General features: G+C 70.7%; 15 protein-coding genes. 9 read left to right on the top strand and 6 right to left on the bottom strand.

From position 1 onward, the window contains the following. Window positions 1–140: 140 nt before the first annotated feature. Window positions 141–323, top strand: coding sequence for a hypothetical protein (locus ABEA10_RS22845; RefSeq protein WP_345467048.1), 183 nt, complete (start codon window positions 141–143; stop codon window positions 321–323). Window positions 324–432: 109 nt separating this feature from the next. Here the strand turns inward: ABEA10_RS22845 and ABEA10_RS22840 are convergent, their stop codons facing one another. Next, window positions 433–1296, bottom strand: coding sequence for a YmdB family metallophosphoesterase (locus tag ABEA10_RS22840; RefSeq protein WP_345467046.1), 864 nt, complete (start codon window positions 1294–1296; stop codon window positions 433–435). A 189-nt stretch (window positions 1297–1485) separates the two neighbouring features. Here ABEA10_RS22840 and ABEA10_RS22835 point away from each other — a divergent pair, with 189 nt between their 5' ends. The 4 genes from ABEA10_RS22835 to ABEA10_RS22820 all read left to right on the top strand — a co-directional run bounded on the left by ABEA10_RS22835 (window position 1486) and on the right by ABEA10_RS22820 (window position 6195). Continuing rightward, window positions 1486–2349, top strand: a complete 864-nt coding sequence (locus ABEA10_RS22835; protein WP_345467044.1) for an adenosyl-fluoride synthase — start codon at window positions 1486–1488, stop codon at window positions 2347–2349. Window positions 2350–2418: 69 nt separating this feature from the next. Continuing rightward, window positions 2419–3789 (top strand): cation:proton antiporter, encoded by a 1371-nt coding sequence (locus ABEA10_RS22830; RefSeq protein ID WP_345467042.1) that lies wholly within the window; start codon window positions 2419–2421, stop codon window positions 3787–3789. After that, window positions 3716–5437, top strand: a complete 1722-nt coding sequence (gene ilvD / locus ABEA10_RS22825) for a dihydroxy-acid dehydratase (RefSeq protein WP_345467040.1) — start codon at window positions 3716–3718, stop codon at window positions 5435–5437. Before ABEA10_RS22830 ends, ilvD begins: the two co-directional genes overlap by 74 nt. Continuing rightward, window positions 5434–6195, top strand: a complete 762-nt coding sequence (locus tag ABEA10_RS22820) for an SDR family NAD(P)-dependent oxidoreductase (RefSeq protein ID WP_329256080.1) — start codon at window positions 5434–5436, stop codon at window positions 6193–6195. Before ilvD ends, ABEA10_RS22820 begins: the two co-directional genes overlap by 4 nt. 72 nt (window positions 6196–6267) lie before the next feature. Here the strand turns inward: ABEA10_RS22820 and ABEA10_RS22815 are convergent, their stop codons facing one another. After that, window positions 6268–7599, bottom strand: coding sequence for a M20/M25/M40 family metallo-hydrolase (locus ABEA10_RS22815; RefSeq protein WP_345467036.1), 1332 nt, complete (start codon window positions 7597–7599; stop codon window positions 6268–6270). 24 nt (window positions 7600–7623) lie between these two features. Then, window positions 7624–9066 (bottom strand): MFS transporter, encoded by a 1443-nt coding sequence (locus ABEA10_RS22810; RefSeq protein ID WP_345467034.1) that lies wholly within the window; start codon window positions 9064–9066, stop codon window positions 7624–7626. Between the two features lie 228 nt (window positions 9067–9294). On the opposite strand from ABEA10_RS22810, the gene ABEA10_RS22805 reads away from it, so the two are divergent. Then, entirely contained in the window at window positions 9295–10356 is a 1062-nt protein-coding gene (locus ABEA10_RS22805; RefSeq protein WP_345467032.1) for an Lrp/AsnC family transcriptional regulator, read from the top strand. Here the strand turns inward: ABEA10_RS22805 and ABEA10_RS22800 are convergent. Both ABEA10_RS22800 and ABEA10_RS22795 read right to left on the bottom strand, forming a co-directional pair. Continuing rightward, a complete protein-coding gene (locus tag ABEA10_RS22800) occupies window positions 10337–11137 on the bottom strand; it encodes an HpcH/HpaI aldolase family protein (RefSeq protein ID WP_345467030.1) in 801 nt (266 codons plus the stop codon). The two genes, ABEA10_RS22805 and ABEA10_RS22800, sit on opposite strands and share 20 nt — an antisense overlap. Beyond that, entirely contained in the window at window positions 11134–12138 is a 1005-nt protein-coding gene (locus ABEA10_RS22795; RefSeq protein ID WP_345467028.1) for a carbohydrate kinase family protein, read from the bottom strand. The genes ABEA10_RS22800 and ABEA10_RS22795 overlap by 4 nt, the downstream gene beginning before the upstream one ends. Before the next feature lie 196 nt (window positions 12139–12334). Here ABEA10_RS22795 and ABEA10_RS22790 point away from each other — a divergent pair, with 196 nt between their 5' ends. The 3 genes from ABEA10_RS22790 to ABEA10_RS22780 are packed head-to-tail and all read left to right on the top strand — an operon-like array spanning window position 12335 to window position 14513. Continuing rightward, window positions 12335–13336, top strand: coding sequence for an SAM-dependent methyltransferase (locus tag ABEA10_RS22790; RefSeq protein WP_345467025.1), 1002 nt, complete (start codon window positions 12335–12337; stop codon window positions 13334–13336). Beyond that, on the top strand, window positions 13336–14151 hold the full coding sequence (locus ABEA10_RS22785) for a 2-keto-4-pentenoate hydratase (protein ID WP_345467023.1): 816 nt from the start codon (window positions 13336–13338) through the stop codon (window positions 14149–14151). Before ABEA10_RS22790 ends, ABEA10_RS22785 begins: the two co-directional genes overlap by 1 nt. A 14-nt stretch (window positions 14152–14165) precedes the next feature. Continuing rightward, the gene (locus ABEA10_RS22780) at window positions 14166–14513 is read left to right on the top strand and encodes a nuclear transport factor 2 family protein (RefSeq protein WP_345467021.1); all 348 of its coding nucleotides are present in this window, start codon (window positions 14166–14168) and stop codon (window positions 14511–14513) included. 46 nt (window positions 14514–14559) lie between these two features. Here the strand turns inward: ABEA10_RS22780 and ileS are convergent, their stop codons facing one another. Beyond that, the gene (gene ileS, locus ABEA10_RS22775; protein ID WP_345467019.1) at window positions 14560–17802 is read right to left on the bottom strand and encodes an isoleucine--tRNA ligase; all 3243 of its coding nucleotides are present in this window, start codon (window positions 17800–17802) and stop codon (window positions 14560–14562) included. Between the last annotated feature and the right edge of the window lie 20 nt (window positions 17803–17822).

The following is a 17822-nucleotide window of genomic DNA, read 5'->3' as shown; positions in this document are numbered from 1 at the left end:
CGAGCCCGGGTTCCGGCGCCGCCGAGCGTTCAGCCCGGCTTCAGACTGCCCGCACATTTCGTCGCTTCACCGGCATCCGCGCGGCGCGCATACTGATCGACCAACGGGACCCCTCGCAACGCGGCCCGGGAGTGAGTGCCGTGCTCGTCGCATTCCTGCTCGCCCTGACGACCCAGGCGGTGACCTCCGCCCTGACCGTGGTGCTGCTGCGGACGGCGACGTCACGGTGGGCGACGTCGGCGGCCCGGACGCTCCGGGAGCGCTGGGACCGGCAGCTTCGGCTCTGGGACCTTTACCTGAACGGACACCTGAAGGGCCCCTAGCGGCCGGCGAACCGCCGGAAGCGTCCGTACGCCGCCGGTCCGGGCGTCTCGGCCAAGCGTTCGCGCGCCGTCGGTCCGGGTGCGTCGGATGCGCGCCGATGTCCGGTCGTCAGGCCGGTGGCCACTCGGTGATGCGCTGGATGCGGGTCGTCCGGCCTCCATCGATCTCCAGCAGGACCGCGCCGAGGACGATCGGGCCGTCGAGCGGCGAGGGCAGCGGCGGCGCGAAGGGATCGCCCACCGTCGTGAGGCCCGCGACGAAGCCGTCGTAGGCGAACCCCTGGACGCCGCCGTCCGGGCCGGTCATTCCGACGTCGGACACCAGCGCGGTGCCGCCGGGAAGGATGTGCAGCGCGCGGGTCGCCTCGTGGGTGTGGGTGCCCAGCACCGCGGCGGCCTGACCGTCGACGGCCCGGGCGAAGATCTGCTTCTCGAGCACATGGTCGCCGTGGTAGTCGACGATGACCGTGCCGCGCCGGTCGGCCTCGCGCCACGCGGAGTAGGCCGGGCGGAACTTGCCGGCGGTCGCTCGTACGCTCTTCATCGCGCACGCGTCGGCGAGGTTCAGCACCGTCACGGTCTCCCCGGCGTGGTCCAGCCAGGCGATGCCGCGCCCGGGAACGCCGTCGCAGAGGTTGAGCGGGCGGATCACCTTCGGGTTCGCGAGCGCGTCGACCGAGTCGGGGCTGTCCCAAGAATGGTTTCCCCCGGTGATCAGGTCCACTCCCGCGTCGAGCAGTGCCTCGACCTGTTTCGTCGTCATTCCGAGCCCGGTCGGCGCGCAGTTCTCGGCGTTGACGATGACGATGTCGGCCCGATGCTGGTCGCGCATTTTCGCCAGATTGAAAATTATCTTGCCGGTTGCCACGTCTCCAACGACGTCGCCGAAGAATAGAACGTTCACGGCCGGCCTCACATTCACTCTCGGCTGAGCGGCGACCGCAATCCTCGCGTGAGCTTTCGGGGAGGGCATCGCCCCAAGCGATGAGTGCGGCTACAACTTTAGGCGCATGCCCGCTACATCATGCGGCGTTATGTGAATTGGCACTTCAACCCGCCTTCTGGATTCGTGGTGCGGTACTTATGATGCGAATCAAGCCCGCACGGAAAAGTGGAGGAAGGCATGTCAGAGAACAATTCCCGACGACCCATCATCGCGTTCATGAGCGACCTCGGGACGACCGACGACTCGGTCGCGCAGTGCAAAGGCCTCATGCTGAGCATCTGCCCCGACGTCACCATCGTGGACGTGTGCCACTCGATGACGCCGTGGGACGTGGTGGAGGGCGCGCGGTACATCGTCGACCTGCCTCGCTTCTTCCCCGAGGGGACCGTGTTCGCCACGACGACGTACCCGGCGACGGGCACCGCGACCCGGTCCGTGGCGATCCGGCTCAAGCACGCCTCTCCGGGCGGGGCGCGCGGACAGCTCGCCGGGTCCGGCAAGGGCTTCGAGCGGGCGGACGGCTCCTACATCTACATCGCGCCCAACAACGGCCTGCTCACCCGGGTGATCGAGGAGCACGGCTACCTGGAGGCCTACGAGGTCAGCTCGACCGACGTCATCCCCGAGCAGCCAGAGCCGACGTTCTACAGCCGCGAGATGGTGGCCATCCCGTCGGCGCACCTGGCCGCCGGCTACCCGCTGGAGAAGGTCGGCCGCAAGCTGTCGGACGACGAGATCGTGCGGTTCGACACCGAGCGCGCGGTGCCCGCCGGCGAGGGAGCGCTCACCGGCGTCGTGTCCGCGATCGACCACCCGTTCGGCAACGTGTGGACCAACGTGCACCGCCGGGACCTGGAGAAACTGGGCGTCTCGTACGGCACCCAGCTGAAGATCACGTTGGACGGCGTGCTGCCGTTCGACCTGCCGCTGTCGCCCACGTTCGCCGACGCCGGTGAGGTGGGCGAGCCGGTGGCCTACCTCAACAGCCGGGGCTTCCTGGCCGTCGCCCGGAACGCCGCGAGCCTGGCCTACCCCTACAACCTCAAGGAAGGGATGTCGGTCCGCGTCGTCAAGGCGTGACCGACGGTCCCGCTCCCGGCTCGCGGCACCATCGGCGCCGCGAGCCGGGCTTGTGATCGGAAGACGTCTATGTCCCTCCACCTGGTGGATGTCGCGCACATCCTGATCGCGTTAACGCTCCTCATCCTGCTGGCGCACCTTTTCGGCCACCTCTTCGGAGTTCTGCGGCAGCCGCCCGTGATCGGTGAGATCCTCGGAGGCCTGCTGCTCGGCCCGACCGTCCTCGGCGCGTTCGCTCCCGGCGTCAAGGACTCGCTGTTCCCCGAGTCCGGGCCGACCGCGTCGGTGCTGGGCGGCTTCTACCAACTCGGCCTCATCTTCTTGATGTTCCTCGCCGGAACCGAGTTGCGATCGGCCGGTTCGGCGGCGGAGAACCGGACCGTCCTCGGCATCACGGTGTTCGGGCTGGGCCTTCCGTTCGGGGCCGGCCTGCTGATCCAGCGTCTCGTGGATCCGGCGAGCCTGTCCGGCCCCAAGGGGTCGGACACGTCGTTCGCGCTGGTCTTCGGCATCGCGATCGCCGTGACGAGCATCCCGGTGATCTCCCGGATCATGCTCGACCTGGGAATCCTGGGGACGCCGTTCGCTCGCGTGGTGCTGTCCGTCGCGGTGCTGGAGGACCTCACGCTGTACGTCGTGCTGGCCGTCGTCCTCGGACTGGTCCAGGCGCACTCGGGTGACGCGTTCGGGCTCTGGGATCTGACGGGCATCGACTCGGTGTCGCTGACCTCGGTGTACTACGTCACCGTCTCGCTGGTGTTCCTGCTGCTCTTCCTGATCTTCGGCAGGCACCTCTTCCGCCTGCTGACCACGGGCCGCATGGGCGCGCTGGAGCGCCGCAACCCGACCGCGCTGCGGATCGCGTTCCTGTTCGTCGCGGTGTTGTGCTGCATCGCGCTGGGTATCAACGCCGTGTTCGGCGCGCTGATGGCGGGGGTGAGCGTTGCCGGGGCGACCGACGGCGCGGATCCGGTAGGCGACGCCGGCCCCGCGTCCGGCGATGTGTCGCAGACCGTTAAACACTTCTCCCTCGCCCTGTTCGTGCCCGTCTATTTCGCGATCGTGGGCCTTCAGCTCGACCTGCTGCACCACTTTCCGGTCGTTTTCTTCCTGTGGTTCATCGTGGTGGCGTGCGCGGTGAAACTGGTCGGCGTGTGGGTGGGGGCGCGGTTGGCGGGAGAGGACAGCCGGTCGGCGACGAACCTGGCGGTCGCGATGAACGCCCGGGGTGGTCCGGGAATCGTCCTGGCCACGGTCACGTTCACCGCCGGAATCATCAATGAGGAATTTTTCACGGTTCTGGTGCTCCTATCGATCATCACGTCCCAGGCGGCCGGAATCTGGCTCGACTTTAAACTCGTCCGGAATGCGGACGGCGGCAATGAAATGGAAGGCGAGGATGTCTGGTCTGAGGAGTCGGAGGCTGTTCGAAGGCCGTGACCGTGCCCCGACGAGAGCTTTTCTCCGGGCGATCGGTTATTCCGCCGATGATCTGCGTAAGCCGGTGGTCGGAGTAGCCCATTCCTGGGTCGAGACGATGCCCTGTAACTTCACGCATCGCCGTATCGCCGAACTGGTCAAGCAGGGCGTCCGCGAGGCCGGCGGAACGCCGATGGAGCTCAACACGATCGCGATCTCCGACGTGGTCACCATGGGCACCGAGGGGATGAAGACGTCGCTGGTCAGCCGGGAGGTGATCGCCGACTCGATCGAGCTGGTGGCGCGCGGTCACATGTTCGACGCGCTGGTCACGATCGTCGGATGCGACAAGACGATCCCCGCCGCGGCCATGGCGCACGTACGGCTCGACATCCCCGGGCTGGTGCTCTACTCCGGGTCGATCATGCCCGGCTCCTTCCAGGGACGGAGCGTCACGATCGCCAGTGTCTTCGAGGCGGTCGGCGCGAACGCCGCCGGGCGGATGAGCGACGACGACCTGCGGGAGCTCGAACGCACCGCCTGCCCGGGGGCGGGCGCGTGCGGCGGGCAGTACACCGCGAACACGATGGCGATGGCACTGGAGTTCCTGGGGCTGTCGCCGCTGGGCTCCGCCGGCCCGCCGGCGGTGAGCCGGGATCGCGAGGAGGCCGCGGTCGAGGCGGGCCGCCAGGCGATGCGGCTGCTGTCGGCCGGCCTTTCGCCCAGCGGATTCCTCACCCGCGCATCGTTCGAGAACTCCATCGCGGCCGGTGTCGCCACGGGCGGCTCGACCAACCTGGTGCTGCACCTGCTGGCGATCGCGCGTGAGGCGGGAGTCCCGCTGGACCTGGAGACGTTCCACGCCGTCAGCGAGCGGACGCCCACCATCGCCGACATGATGCCGCACGGGCGGTTCACCGCCGTCGACCTCGACCGGGCGGGCGGGAGCAGGCTCGTGGCCCGGCGGCTGCTCGAAGCGGGTCTGCTCGACGGCGGGGCGGTCACCGTGACGGGCCGATCGATCGGCGAGGAGGCGGCGGAGGCCGCCGAGACCCCCGGGCAGGAGGTCGTCGTGCCGGCCGCCGACCCGCTCTCACCGACCGGCGGCCTGGCCATACTGCGCGGCGATCTCGCTCCGGAGGGCTGCGTCGTGAAGACGGCCGGTTGCGAGCACCTGTTCCACCGCGGTCCCGCCCGCGTGTTCGACACGGAGGAGTCCGCGATGGCCGCGGCGCAGGCCGGCGACATCAAGGCCGGTGACGTCGTGGTGATCCGGTACGAGGGGCCGCGCGGCGGTCCGGGAATGCGGGAGATGCTCGGGGTCACCGCAGCGCTCGTGGGGCGCGGGCTCGGCGGCGACGTCGCGCTGCTCACCGACGGCCGTTTCTCCGGGGCCACCCGCGGGCTGATGGTGGGACACGTGGCGCCGGAGGCGGTGCTCGGCGGCCCGATCGCGCTCGTGGAGGACGGTGACGTGATCACGATCGACGTCCCGGCGCGTCGCGTGGACCTGGCGGTCGACCGCGCGACGCTCGACGCGCGGCGGTCCGCGTGGAAGGAACCGCCCGCCCGCTACACGGGTGGAGTGATGGGGAAATACGCCGGGCTCGTGGGGTCGGCGGCGCTCGGGGCGGTCACCACGCCGCCCGGTGAAGGGAGCCGGTCGTGAACTCTCTCGCGGGACTTTCCTGCCTGGTGACCGGGGCGGCCAACGGGATCGGGCGGGCCACCGCCGCGCTGTTCTGCCGTTCGGGCGCGAAGGTGACACTGGCCGACATCGACGAGGCCGGGCTCGAACGGGCGCACGCGGAGCTGACCGAGGCGGGCGGCGTCGCGAACATCGTCGTCGGCGACGTGTCACGGGCCGAGGACGCCCGCCGGATGGTCGAGTCGGCGGTCGACCGGTTCGGCGGGCTCGACGTCCTCGTGGCGAACGCGGGAATGATCCCGCTCCTGGACATCGCCGAGGCCAAACCCGAGGACTGGGACGAGGTCATGGCGGTGGACGGCCGCGGCATGTTCCTCACCTGCAAGTACGCGATCGAGCAGATGGTCGGGGACGGCGGAGGCGCGATCGTCTGCCTCTCGTCGATCTCCGGGATGGCCGGGCAGAAGAGCCAGGCGACGTACGGGCCCGCGAAGTTCGTCGCGACGGGCCTGACCATGCACCTGGCCGTCGAGTGGGCCGACAGCGGCATCCGGGTGAACGCGGTGGCGCCGGGCACCATCCGCACCGAACGCGTGCGACGGCTCCCGGACGAGCCGGGCGGGACGGAGTACCTGGCCGCGATCGAGCGGATGCATCCCATGGGCCGGCTCGGAGAGCCGGAGGAGGTCGCGGCCGCGATCGCCTTCCTGGCCTCCCCGGAGGCCTCCTTCATCACGGGCGCGATCCTGCCGGTGGACGGCGGTTATCTCGCGCAGTGACGCGGTGAGGCGGTGGGGGTGGCGGGGCCGGGGCGACGCGTCGCGTCCCGGCCCCACCAGTGGGCGCCGCGCTCAGCAGAGGTCGAAGAACCGGTCCAGGACGCGGGCTCCGAACCGCAGGCTGTCCGCCGGGACGCGTTCGTCCACCCCGTGGAAGACGCCGGGGTAGTCGAAGTCGGGCGGCAGACGAAGCGGCACGAAGCCGAAGCAGGCGATGCCCAGCCGGCTGAAGTGCTTCGCGTCCGTACCCGCGGACAGGAGGTAGGGCACGACCCGCCCGTCCGGGTCCTCCGCCTCCAGGCTTGCCCGCATCGCGTCGGTGATCGGCCCGGTGAAGTCGGTCTCGACCGCGATGTCGTAGTGCAGCTCCTCACGCCGCACACGGGGACCGAGGAGGGTGTCGAGCTCGGCGAAGAAGGTCTCCTCCGAACCCGGCAGGTAGCGACAGTCGATCTCCGCGTGCGCCTGACCCGGGATGACGTTGGTCTTCATCCCGGCCGTGAGCACGGTCGGTGTCGCCATGTCGCGGAAGGTGCCCCCGACGATGCGCTCGACCGGTCCGAGCGCCTTGAGCAGCGGGGCGGGGTTCTCCAGGTCGAGCGGTTCGCCCAGCTCGGCGGCGAGTTCCTCCATGAAGTGCCGCAACGCCGGGCGGATCCGCTGCGGGAACCGGTGTCTGCCGATCCGGGCGACGGCCTCGGCGAGCTCGATCACGCTGTTCTCGTCGTTCAGCATCGAGCCGTGCCCGGCGACCCCGCTGGCCGTCAGGCGGTACCAGGCGATGCCCTTCTGGGCGGTCTCCACCAGGTAGAGGCGGCGTCCGGTCGGCAGCGTCACCGAGTAACCGCCCACCTCGCTGATCGCCTCGGTGCATCCTTCGAACAGGTCGGGCCGGTTCTGGCAGAGCCATCCCGCCCCGTGATGGCCGCCGGTCTCCTCGTCGGCCACGAAGGCCAGGACCACGTCCCGCGCCGGTGGGCGAGACGCGCCCTGCCGCGCCCGTACGACCGCCAGGACCATGGCGAGGAGGTTCTTCATGTCGACCGCGCCGCGGCCCCACACGCATCCGTCGGCGATCTCGCCGGAGAACGGCGGGAACCGCCAGTCCGCGGCGTCGGCGGGGACGACGTCGGTGTGGCCGTGCACCAGGAGCCGTGGCCGGTCCCGATCCGCGCCGGGCCAGACGGCGACCACGTTCGTCCGGCCGGGCGTCGGCTCGATGATCTCCGGTTCGAGCCCCGCGTCCGCGAGTATGCCGGCGATGTACTCCGCCGCCGCGCGTTCCCCGGGACCGCTGCCGTCGCCGTAATTGGTGGTGTCGAAGCGCAGCAGGTCGCGGCAGATCGTGACCGCGTCGTCCATGGCGGTGCCGTCGAGGGGCGCTCCGGAGGCTTGCGAGACCATGCGTCTCCCTTCGTTGTCGGGGTTTCAGCCGGCGGGTTCGGATGAGGGGCGTGGTTCGAGCCTCTCGGCGCCGTCGGGCCGGTCGGCGGCCTCCAGGGCCCGCCCCGTGGTCCGTGGCCCGAGGAGGAGCACGTCGACGATGAGGAGGCCGAGGGCGACGGCGACCACCGTGAAGACCGCGGAACCGCCCGAGTGGTCGAGGACCGGGATCAGGATGTACGGCAGTGCCGCGGTGACGATCCGGCTGACCGAGTACGCCGCTCCGGCCGCGGTGGCGCGTACCGCCGTCGGGTAGATCTCACCGAGGTAGACGTGGAAGGCGTTGGAGAAGGTGTTACTGATCACCGTGAAGAGGAAGCCCCAGAGCACGATCCAGAAGGGCGAGGGGGCGTAGCCGAACAGCAGTCCGGTGATCGCCATGCCCGCGGCACCGGCCGCGATCAGGACCTTGCGCTCCATCCGCTCGATGATCGGCAGCGACAGCGCGGAGCCGATGGGGTAGCCGATGTAGACGAACGCGAGGAAGCTCAGCGAACTGACCACCGAGTACCCCTTGGCCAGGAGCACCAGAGGCGCCAGAGTGCCGAAGCCGTAGTAGCCGAACACCTCCAGGCCGTTGATCGTCCACTGCATGAAGGTCCGGCGGGCGTACTCGCGGGTGAACAGGACGCGTACGGGCAGCCGGTCCTGTGACACGGGCGCCTCGTCCGGCTGCGGCGGGGGAAGCTGGGCGCCCGAGCGACGCGCGTCCTCCTCCCAGGAGGTGACGATCCGGTCGGCCTCCCGGGACCGGCCCACCGACTCCAGCCAGCGCGGTGACTCGGGGAGCGCACGCCGCAGCACCCAGACGAGGATGGCGCCGAGCGCGCCGATGAAGAACATCCACCGCCAGCCGGAGACGCCGAGCGGCTTGAGCGGAACGAGCCACCGGGCCAGGAAGCCCGCGGCGGGAATGCCGAGGAACGCGGTCGTGTACGCCCACGCGATGTAGCGGCCGCGGACCTTGGGCGGCAGCACGTCGGACAGGTAGGCGTCGGCGAGGGCGAGTTCGGCGCCGAGCCCGAGACCCGCGATGAAGCGGGCGAGGACGAGGATCGTCGCGTTCGGCGACAGGCCCCCGATCAGCGAGAACACCGAGTAGATCGCCAGGTTGAGCAAGAACGCCTGCCGGCGGCCGAGCTTGTCGGCGAGCCGCCCGAAGAAGATCGCGCCGAGGAACTGGCCGACGAAGGCGCTGGCCAGCACTGCCTTGAGCGTGTCGGGGGACAGCCCGAACTGCGTCTTCAGGACCGCCGAGAGCGTCCCGGCGAGGAAGACCTCGTAAGTGTCGAAGAAGAGCCCGAGGCCGACGAAGATGACCGCGAGCCGGTGGACGCGGCCTATCGGCAGCCGGTTGAGGCGGGCCGCGATGCTGCCGCGCTCCTTCGACTCCTCGTCGGGAATCGCCGGCGGATATTCGTCTGGCATGTGCGAACTCCCGTCCATTCCAACTGGGACCTAATCGTTACGGACCGGACTCGGTGCCCCGAGCCGATGGGGATTCGGCCGGAAGTGCGTTCCGGCAAGGAACGCATGTCAGTCATAGTGCGGTGCCGGCGTCTTCCCCTTCCCCCGAGAAAAGGACCGATGCCATAATGCTGTAACAACTGCCTGATTCCGCGACATTGCAGTTATCCGACTACGGTGGGGCTATCTGTGCACGAAACCGGCAACGCACTTCGAGAGCTCGATCTCGCCCTGATCAACGCCCTGCAGATCGCGCCGCGCGCACCGTGGCGGCTGATCGGCGAGGTGCTCGAGGTCAACCCGGTCACCGCCGCGCGGCACTGGGAGCGCCTGAGCACGGAGGGGCTCGCCTGGGTCACCGCGTACGGGGCTCCGTCGCTCATGCGGAGCATGTCGTTCGCCCTCGTCGCGGTGCACTGCACCGCCGATCGGGTCCACGACGTGGCGGCGGCGCTCGCCGACGACCCGCAGGCCGTGACCATCGCCCACACCGTGGGGACCTGCGATCTGCTCGTCACCGTCTGGACCCCGGACCTGCCCACGCTCTCGCACTACCTGCTGCGCCGGCTCAACACGCTGCCCGGTGTGGTGTCCAGCCGCACGTCGGTCGCCAACGAGATGTTCGTCGAGGGCAGCCACTGGCGATTAGGCTCGCTTTCCCCCGCGCAGCGGCGCCGTCTCCAGGGTGGGTCGCCGAGCCGGACCCGCGTGGCCGAACTCCGCCCCGAGGACCGCCGGCTGGCGGTGGCGCTCAGCCGCGACGGCCGCGCGTCGTACGAGGAACTGGCCACGGCCACCGGCGCGAGCCCGAGCACCGTGCGCCGCCGGCTGTACCGCCTGCTCGACAGCGGTGCGCTGACGCTGAGGTGCGAGGTCTCCCGGTCGTTCTCCGGCCGCCCGGTGTCGGCGACCCTGTGGATCGACGTGCCGCACCACGCCCTGGCCGACGCCGCGGCGCACCTCGCCGGTCTGCCGCAGACCCGGATGTGCGCGGCGGTCGTGGGCCACAGCGACCTGGCACTGACGGTGTGGCTGCGGTCGGTCGAGGAGCTCCAGCCTCTGGAGATGGAGATCGCGGCGGCCGTGCCGAACCTCGTCGTCGCCGAACGCACCCTGACGTTACGGCACGTGAAGCTGATGGGCCGGGTGCTGCGCGACGACGGACGTGCCGCCCGAGCCGTGCCACTCGACATCTGGCGCCACCCCGTGCCGCCGACTCTGGAATCTCGGCTCACGCTCCACCAGCGGTGAGCCGCTCGCCGCTCACCGCCGGGGGACAGGCCCCTTCGGCGAGCCGGAGCAGGCGCTCCCGTACCAGCTGGGCGTCCACGCCGCAGGCGACGAGCTGGATTCCCGCCTCCCACCACGTACGGGCGTGGGCCTCGTCGGGGGCGAACACCGCCGTGGCCATGTTCCGGGCGGACGCGGCGGCGGCCGCCTCCTCCAGGGCGGCACGGACACTCGGGTGATCGATATGGCCCGGCACGCCGAGGGAGTGGGACATGTCCACCGGCCCGAGGAAGACGCCGTCGAGGCCGGGGACCTGGAGGATCTCGGGCAACGCCGCGATCCCCGCCGTTCCTTCGATCATCACCATCACCGCGACGTCCCGGTTCGCGGCGGCGAACCAGTCCGCCGTGGCGCCGTAGCGGGCGGCGCGCACATAGGGGTTGGCGCCGCGCGCCCCCTCCGGCGCGAACCTGGCCGCCTCGACCACGGCCCGCGCGGCGTCGGCCGACCCGACCTGCGGCACCAGTACGCCGTCCGCGCCGACGTCCAGCGCCGCCCCGACCAGCGCCGCCTCCGCCGTCCTCACCCGGACCACCACTCGCAGGCCGTGCGCCCGCGCGGCCATCAGCCCGGCGCGCACCGTCTCCGGCCCGAACGGCCCGTGCTCCATGTCGATGATCACGAAGTCCAGGCCGCTCAGCGCGATGATCTCGATGAGGTCGGCCGACGGGATGATGCTGAACGTGCCGAGGAGCCGCCGTCCCTCCGCCAGGAGGGACCGCAGCGACCGCGACGCGCTCACCGGACCGCACCGGTCTCGCGCACGGCCGCCCGGAGGAGCGGCCCGACCGCATCGGCGCTGCCCGCGCCGTACGCCGAGGTCAGCATGGTGGTGAACCGGCCGGGATCGAGCCGGTACCCCTGAGGCCCGGTCACCTCCAGCACCAGCGTGGCGAGGGCGCATCCGATCTCGGCCGCCCGCTCCGGCCCCAGGTCCCACGCGACGCCGCACACGAAACCGGCCCGGAAGCCGTCCCCGACGCCGGTCGGATCCACCTCGTTCTCGGTCAGGACGGCCGGCACGCCGATCCGCGGCCGGTCCACGGCCTCGACCACGACGCCGTCCCGTCCCCGGGTGGTGATCCACTGCCCGACGCGTCCCAGCACGTCCTGCTCGGACCAGCCGGTCTTCTGGCACAGCAGCTCCCGTTCGTACGCGTTGGTGAACAGGTACCGGGCGCCGTCGACGAGCCGCCGGATGGCGGGGCCGTCCATCCGCGCCAGTTGCTGGGACGGATCGGCGGCGAAGGGATATCCGTACCTGCGGCACTCGTCGGTGTGCCGCAGCATCGCGTCCGGGTCGTCCGGAGCGATGAGCACCAGATCGACGCCGCCGAGCCGGTCGGCCACCGGCCGCAGGTAGACCTCGCGCGCCTCGCTCATCGCCCCGGGGTAGAAGGTCGCGATCTGGTTTCCGACGGCGTCCGTCGTGCAGACGAAGCGCGCCGTGTACTGCTCCGCCGAGACCCGGACGAACGCGTTGTCCACCCCTTCGTCCTCGAGGTCGGCGCGGTAGTCGGCGAAGTCCGGACCGGCCGCGCCGACGAGGACGGGCCGGTGCCCGAGCCGGGCCAGCCCGAGCGCGATGTTCGCCCCGGTACCGCCGCGGCGGACCGTCAGCCCGTCCGCGAGAAAGGACAACGAGACCTCATCCAGGTGGTCGGCGATCAGGTGCTCCGCGAACCGTCCCGGAAAGGTCATCAGATGGTCGAGCGCGATGGAACCTGTGATAACGACTCGCACGAATCTCGCTCCTTGGGTACCGGCGTCCCAGAAAGGATGACCGGGCGCCCGGCGGGCGGACAATCACGCAATGGTGGAACCCGGATTTACGCCTTTGCGGGTACGCGTCATACGTCTTTGTGGGATTCCTGACGTGAGAGGCGCCGAATAGGCTGTGGCTGTTCGTTATTCTCCAAGGAAAGGGCATTGAACAGCGATGACGGCTGACACTGAGCGGCGCGCCGAAGCCGGCCGCCGAGCGTTCGACCTTTTCGAGGGATATGCGGTGAGCAGCGTGCTGGCCGCGTTCGAGATGGCGGACCTGCTCCCCGATCTGGAGAATGGCACGCTGACGCGGGCGGCGGTCAAGGGCCGTGGCCGGGACGAGGCCGCGCTGCTCGGCGCCTCGCTTCGCTATCTCACCCAGCGCGGCCTCGTCGAGGAGAGCGGCGACGCGTTCGCCCTCACGGCGTACGGGCGCGACGTCTGCCAGGACAAGGGCTACCTGGTCTGGCTCGTCGGCGGGTACGGCGAGCCGCTGCGGCGGATGGACGCCTTCCTGAGCGGCGACAAACGGTACGGCGCCGACTATCCGCGCGACGGACGCTGGGTGGCGGACGGCGCGGCGATGCTCGGCCGCAAAGACGTCGTCCCGCACGCCCTGCGCCTGCTCGACGGTGTGGAGTTCGGCCACGCGCTGGACCTGGGCTGCGGAAACGCGAAATTCCTGCTGACCGTGTGCTCGCGCTTCGGCGCGAGCGGCACCGGCGTGGACATCAGCCCCGAAGCCTGCGCCGAGGCCGACAAGGCGGTGCGCGAGGCCGGGCTCGCCGACCGCGTGCGGGTCGTCCGCGGTGACGCCGGCGACCTTTCCGCCATCCCGTCACTGGGCGACACCCAGCTGGTGATCACGTTCTTCCTGCTGCACGAGATCCTGGCCCAGGGACGGGACGCGCTGGTGGCGTACCTGTCCGACCTGGCCGGCCGGCTGCCGGAGGGGGCCCGGCTGCTCATCGCCGAGGTGCAGCCGCCCGCCGCCGGTGAGGATCGTCCGCGGTTCACCCCGGAGTTCACCCTCGTGCACGCCCTGATGCGCCAGACGCTCCTGGACTCCAAGGGCTGGAGCGAGGCCCTGGCCGACGGCGGTTTCACCGTACGCGAGGTGCTCGAAGACGACATGCCGGGCGGCATCCTCATCCTCGCCGAGAGGACACGATGATGGCCGGCACCCCGACCGGCGACGTCAAGACCGTCGACGTCGAGGCGATCGTCGCCACCCTCGATCGCGCCTGGGAGGAGCGGCACACCGTCCGGCCGCTCAGCGAGACGACCGGCCTCGACTCGCCGGCCGTCGCCTACCACATCCAGACCCGCTGGTCGGAGCTGCGGGCCGGGCGCGGTGAGCGCGTTCTGGGCCACAAGATCGGGCTGACCAGCCAGGCGATGCGGGACCAGATCGGGGTGAACGAGCCCGACTACGGGCGGCTCTGGGAGTCGCGCTTCTTCGCCGCCCGCGAGGGCCGGTCGAGCGTTCCGGCCGAGGTCTTCCTGCAGCCGCGGGTCGAGGGCGAGCTGGCCTTTCTGATCGGCAAGCCCCTCGACCGCGACGACTGCACCGCCGAAGAGGTGCTGGCCGCGACGGACGCCGTCGCGGCGGCCGTCGAGGTGATCGACAGCCGGATCACCGACTGGCGGATCAAACTCGTCGACACCATCGCGGACAACGCGTCCTACGGCGCCTTCACCCTCGGTCCCTGGAGCCCGGCGTTGCGGGACGCCGACCTGCGCACGATCGGCATGCTCGTCCAGCAGAACGGCAGGACGGAGGTCGAGGCGCTGGGCAGCGCGGTGCTCGGTCACCCGGCCGAATCGGTCGCCTGGCTGGCCCGCACGCTGAACCGCCTGGGCACCAGCCTGCTCCCCGGCGACGTCGTGCTGTCGGGCGCGCTCGGCCGGTCGCTGCCCGCGACGCGTGGCGATGAGTTCGTGATCGAGACGCATGGTCTGCCCTCGCTGACCGTCGTGTTCGAGTGACCTGGAGGGACGCGATGGACGACGCACGGCTCCGGGCGATGTTCGCCACCATCGACGCGATGGACTGGGACGCGCTGCCGGAGTTCTTCCACCCGCAGATCGTCTACGAACGGCCGGGATTCCCAGCGCTCGACGGCCTCGACCGCGTCCTGCGCTTCTACCACGACGAGCGGAAGATCCTCTCCAGCGTGCACGACGTCGAGCACACGGTCGTCCAGGACGGGAGGGCCGCCGCCTGGGGACGCGTGAGCTGCGTGCTGCCCGGCGGCACCCGCACCGAGGTGGGGTTCGCCGACATCTATGAGTTCGACGGCGGGCTGATCCGGCTGCGGCGGACGCATTTCTTCGTCCCGAGCGTCTGACGCACCGCCCGGAACCCTCCCGGCGAGGGTTCCGGGCGGCCCTTCGTCACACGCCGGACAGCCGCAGGTCCAGGGTGATGTCGCCGTCCGCCAGCGAGACCCGCTCGGCGCCGTCGCCGGCGGGACCTCGCCGGATCTCGTCCGCGAGGACGTTCTGCCCGATGACGGCGGTGTGCGCGGAGAGCATGTCGGCGATCTCTCCGCGCGGGTCGGCGCCGACGTCGACCGTCAGCGTGACGCGGTCGGCGAAGCCGAGGCCACGACGCTTGCGCAGGTCGTTGGTGAGCCGGACCAGCTCACGGGCGAGACCTTCCAGCCGCAGCTCACGGTCGATCGACACGTCGAGCGCGACGCTGTGCCCGCCGTCGCGGCACACCTGCCAGCCGACGACCGGGATCTCGGCGATCTCCACGTGCTCGGCGTCGAGTGTGATCGGCTCGCCGTCCACCTGGACCGTGAACCGCCCCTCCTCGCGGACGGCGGTGGCGACGGCCTCCGGGTCGGCCTCGCGGACGGCGGCGGCGACCACCTGGGTCCGCTTGCCGAACGTCGCGCCGAGCGCGCGGAACACCGGTTTGATCGCGTGCGACACCGGCTCGGCCCGGCCACCCCCGGTCAGCTCGAGCTCCTTGACGTTGAGCTCGGCCGCGATGACGCCGCGAACGTCGCCGAAGCGGTCGTGCAGTCCGGCCGGCAGCGTGACGACCGCGCGCCGCAGCGGCTGGCGGACGCCGATGCCGGAGTTGCTGCGCGCCTCCCGGCCCAGCGTGACGAGCCGGCGCGCGGTGGCCATGGCCTCCCGCAGCCCGTCGTCCCGCACTGTGGTGTCCGGCTCGGGGAAGTCGGTCAGGTGCACCGACTCCGGAGCGTCCGGATCGACGCCGAGCACCAGGTTCCGGTAGAGGACCTCGGCCAGGAACGGCGTGATCGGGGCGAGCAGCCGGCTGAGGGTGGACAGACACGTGTGCAGCGTCGCGAAGGCCGCGGCGGAGTCCGTGGCCGGCGCCGCCGGGTCGGTGTTCCAGAACCGGTCCCGGCTGCAGCGCACGTACCAGTTCGACAGGTCGGTGACGAAACCGGCGAGCCGCCGGCCGGCGGACGTCACGTCGAACCCGGCCATGGCCGCGTCCACCTCGGCGGTCACGTCGGCCAGCTCGGCGAGGATGTAGCGGTCGAGCACCGGGCGCCGCTCGACCGGAGGCACGTCCTGGCCGGGGCGCCACTCCGCGAGCCGGGCGTAGGTGACGAAGAAGTAGTAGGTGTTCCAGATCGTCAGCAGGACCCGGCGGATCGCCTCCTCCAGGGCCCGCTCGCCGACCCTCCGCGACTGCCAGGGGTTCCCCTCGACGAGGAGAACCCAGCGCAGGGCGTCCGCACCGTAGGCGTCGACCAGCGCGAACGGGTCCAGGACGTTGCCCGCCGACTTGGACATCTTGCGTCCCTCGTCGTCCACGATGTGGCCGAGGCACAGCGACCGCCGGTAGGCGTTCTGGCCGAACAGCAGGGTGCCGACCGCCTGCAGCGAGTAGAACCATCCGCGGGTCTGGTCGATGGCCTCGCAGATGTAGTCGGCGGGGTAGGCCGCCTTGAACCGCTCCTCGCTGCCGGGCACGTGCGGGTACCCGAACTGCGCGAACGGCATGGAGCCCGAGTCGTACCAGGCGTCGATGACCTCCGGGACCCGGGTCATGGTGCCGTCGCAGGACGCGCAGCCGAAGGTGATCTCGTCCACGTACGGGCGGTGCGGGTCGAGCCCGGACAGGTCACGTCCGGCCAGCTCACCGAGCTCGGCGCGGGATCCGACGGCCACCGTGCGGTCGCACCCCGAGCAGCGCCACAGCGGCAGCGGGGTGCCCCAGTAGCGTTCGCGGGACAGCGCCCAGTCGACGTTGTTGGCCAGCCAGTCGCCGTACCGGCCGTCGCGGATGTGCGGTGGCCGCCAGTCGACCTCGGCGTTGCCGGCCAGCAGGTCGTCCCGGATCCGGGTGGTCGCGATGAACCAGGACGGCTTGGCGTAGTACAGCAGAGGCGAGGAGCACCGCCAGCAGAAGGGGAACGAGTGCCGGTGCGTGCCCTCCTGCACCAGCAGGTCGTTCTCGCGGAGGAAGTCGATGATCGGGGCGTCCGCGTCGCGGATGAACATGCCGGCGTACGGGCCGACCCGGTCGTCGAACCGCCCCTCGGCGTCGACCGGCTTCACGACGGGCATGCCGTTGGCGCGGGCGACGCGCATGTCGTCCTCGCCGAACGCCGCGCCGGTGTGCACGATCCCGGTGCCCTGGTCGATCTCGACGAAGTCGTCGATCACGACGAAGCGCCAGGAGGCCGGGTCGCCGTCGGGGTCGGCCGGCGAGCCGGGGCCGACGAAGTCGAAGGGCGGCCGGTAGCGCGCACCCGCCAGCTCGTCGATCGCCACGTCGCGGATGATCTCCGCCGACTCGCCCAGGGCGACCTTGACACGCTCGGCGGCGAGGACCACGTAGTGGTCGCCGGCGCGCCCGCCGCGGGCCAGGACGTACCGGATCTTGTCGCTGACGACCGCGGCCGTGGCGGGCACGAGCGTCCACGGCATCGTGGTCCACACCAGGAGCGACACCTCGGCGCCCGGCTCGGGCAGGTTCGCGCCGCCGGGGCCCAGCGGGCCGGTCAGCACCGGGAAGCGCACGTAGATGCTCGGGTCGTCGGTCTCGCGGTAACCCTGGGCGACCTCGTGGTCGGACAGCGCGGTGCCGCAGCGCGGGCAGTACGGCACGACCCGCTGGTCCTGGTAGATCAGCCCGCGCTCGTACAGGGTCTTGAGGGACCACCAGACGCTCTCGACGTACGTCTCGCTCAGCGTCCAGTAGGCGTCGTCGGTGTCCACCCAGAAGCCGGTGCGCTCGGTGAGCCGCTCGAACTCGCCGACGTAGCGCATCACCGACTCCCGGCAGCGGGCGTTGAACTCCGCGACGCCGTACTCCTCGATCTGCGTCTTGCGCGTCAGCCCGAGCTCGCGCTCCACCTCCAGCTCGACCGGGATTCCGTGGCAGTCCCAGCCGGCCTTGCGGGGCACGGCCTGGCCCTTCATCGTCCGGTAGCGGGGGAAGACGTCCTTGAACACCCGGGCCTCGACGTGGTGCACGCCGGGCCGCCCGTTGGCGGTCGGCGGACCGTCGTAGAACCGGAACAGCGTGCCCCCGGCGGTCCGGTCCAGGGATTTGCGGAACACTCCTTCGTCATTCCAGCGCCGCAGTACTTCTTCCTCCAGCTTCGGCAGCTCGGGTCGCTGGGGGACCGGGTCGAACGTCACAAGTCTCCTCCGTGTCTGGG

The sequence above is a fragment of the Actinoallomurus oryzae genome (assembly GCF_039541955.1).
Classification (GTDB): domain Bacteria; phylum Actinomycetota; class Actinomycetes; order Streptosporangiales; family Streptosporangiaceae; genus Actinoallomurus; species Actinoallomurus oryzae.
The sequence above is the reverse complement of the archived record's forward strand: the minus strand, read 5'-3'. Positions and strand labels throughout refer to the sequence as shown.

Bases quoted from the DNA above. Each gene is read 5' to 3' on its own strand.
- ABEA10_RS22840 (WP_345467046.1), bottom strand. From the start codon at position 1,296: ATGCCCTCCCCGAAAGCTCACGCGAGGATTGCGGTCGCCGCTCAGCCG.
- ABEA10_RS22835 (WP_345467044.1), top strand. From the start codon at position 1,486: ATGAGCGACCTCGGGACGACCGACGACTCGGTCGCGCAGTGCAAAGGC.
- ABEA10_RS22830 (WP_345467042.1), top strand. From the start codon at position 2,419: ATGTCCCTCCACCTGGTGGATGTCGCGCACATCCTGATCGCGTTAACG.
- ilvD (WP_345467040.1), top strand. From the start codon at position 3,716: ATGCGGACGGCGGCAATGAAATGGAAGGCGAGGATGTCTGGTCTGAGG.
- ABEA10_RS22815 (WP_345467036.1), bottom strand. From the start codon at position 7,599: ATGGTCTCGCAAGCCTCCGGAGCGCCCCTCGACGGCACCGCCATGGAC.
- ABEA10_RS22810 (WP_345467034.1), bottom strand. From the start codon at position 9,066: ATGCCAGACGAATATCCGCCGGCGATTCCCGACGAGGAGTCGAAGGAG.
- ABEA10_RS22790 (WP_345467025.1), top strand. From the start codon at position 12,335: ATGACGGCTGACACTGAGCGGCGCGCCGAAGCCGGCCGCCGAGCGTTC.
- ABEA10_RS22785 (WP_345467023.1), top strand. From the start codon at position 13,336: ATGGCCGGCACCCCGACCGGCGACGTCAAGACCGTCGACGTCGAGGCG.
- ABEA10_RS22780 (WP_345467021.1), top strand. From the start codon at position 14,166: ATGGACGACGCACGGCTCCGGGCGATGTTCGCCACCATCGACGCGATG.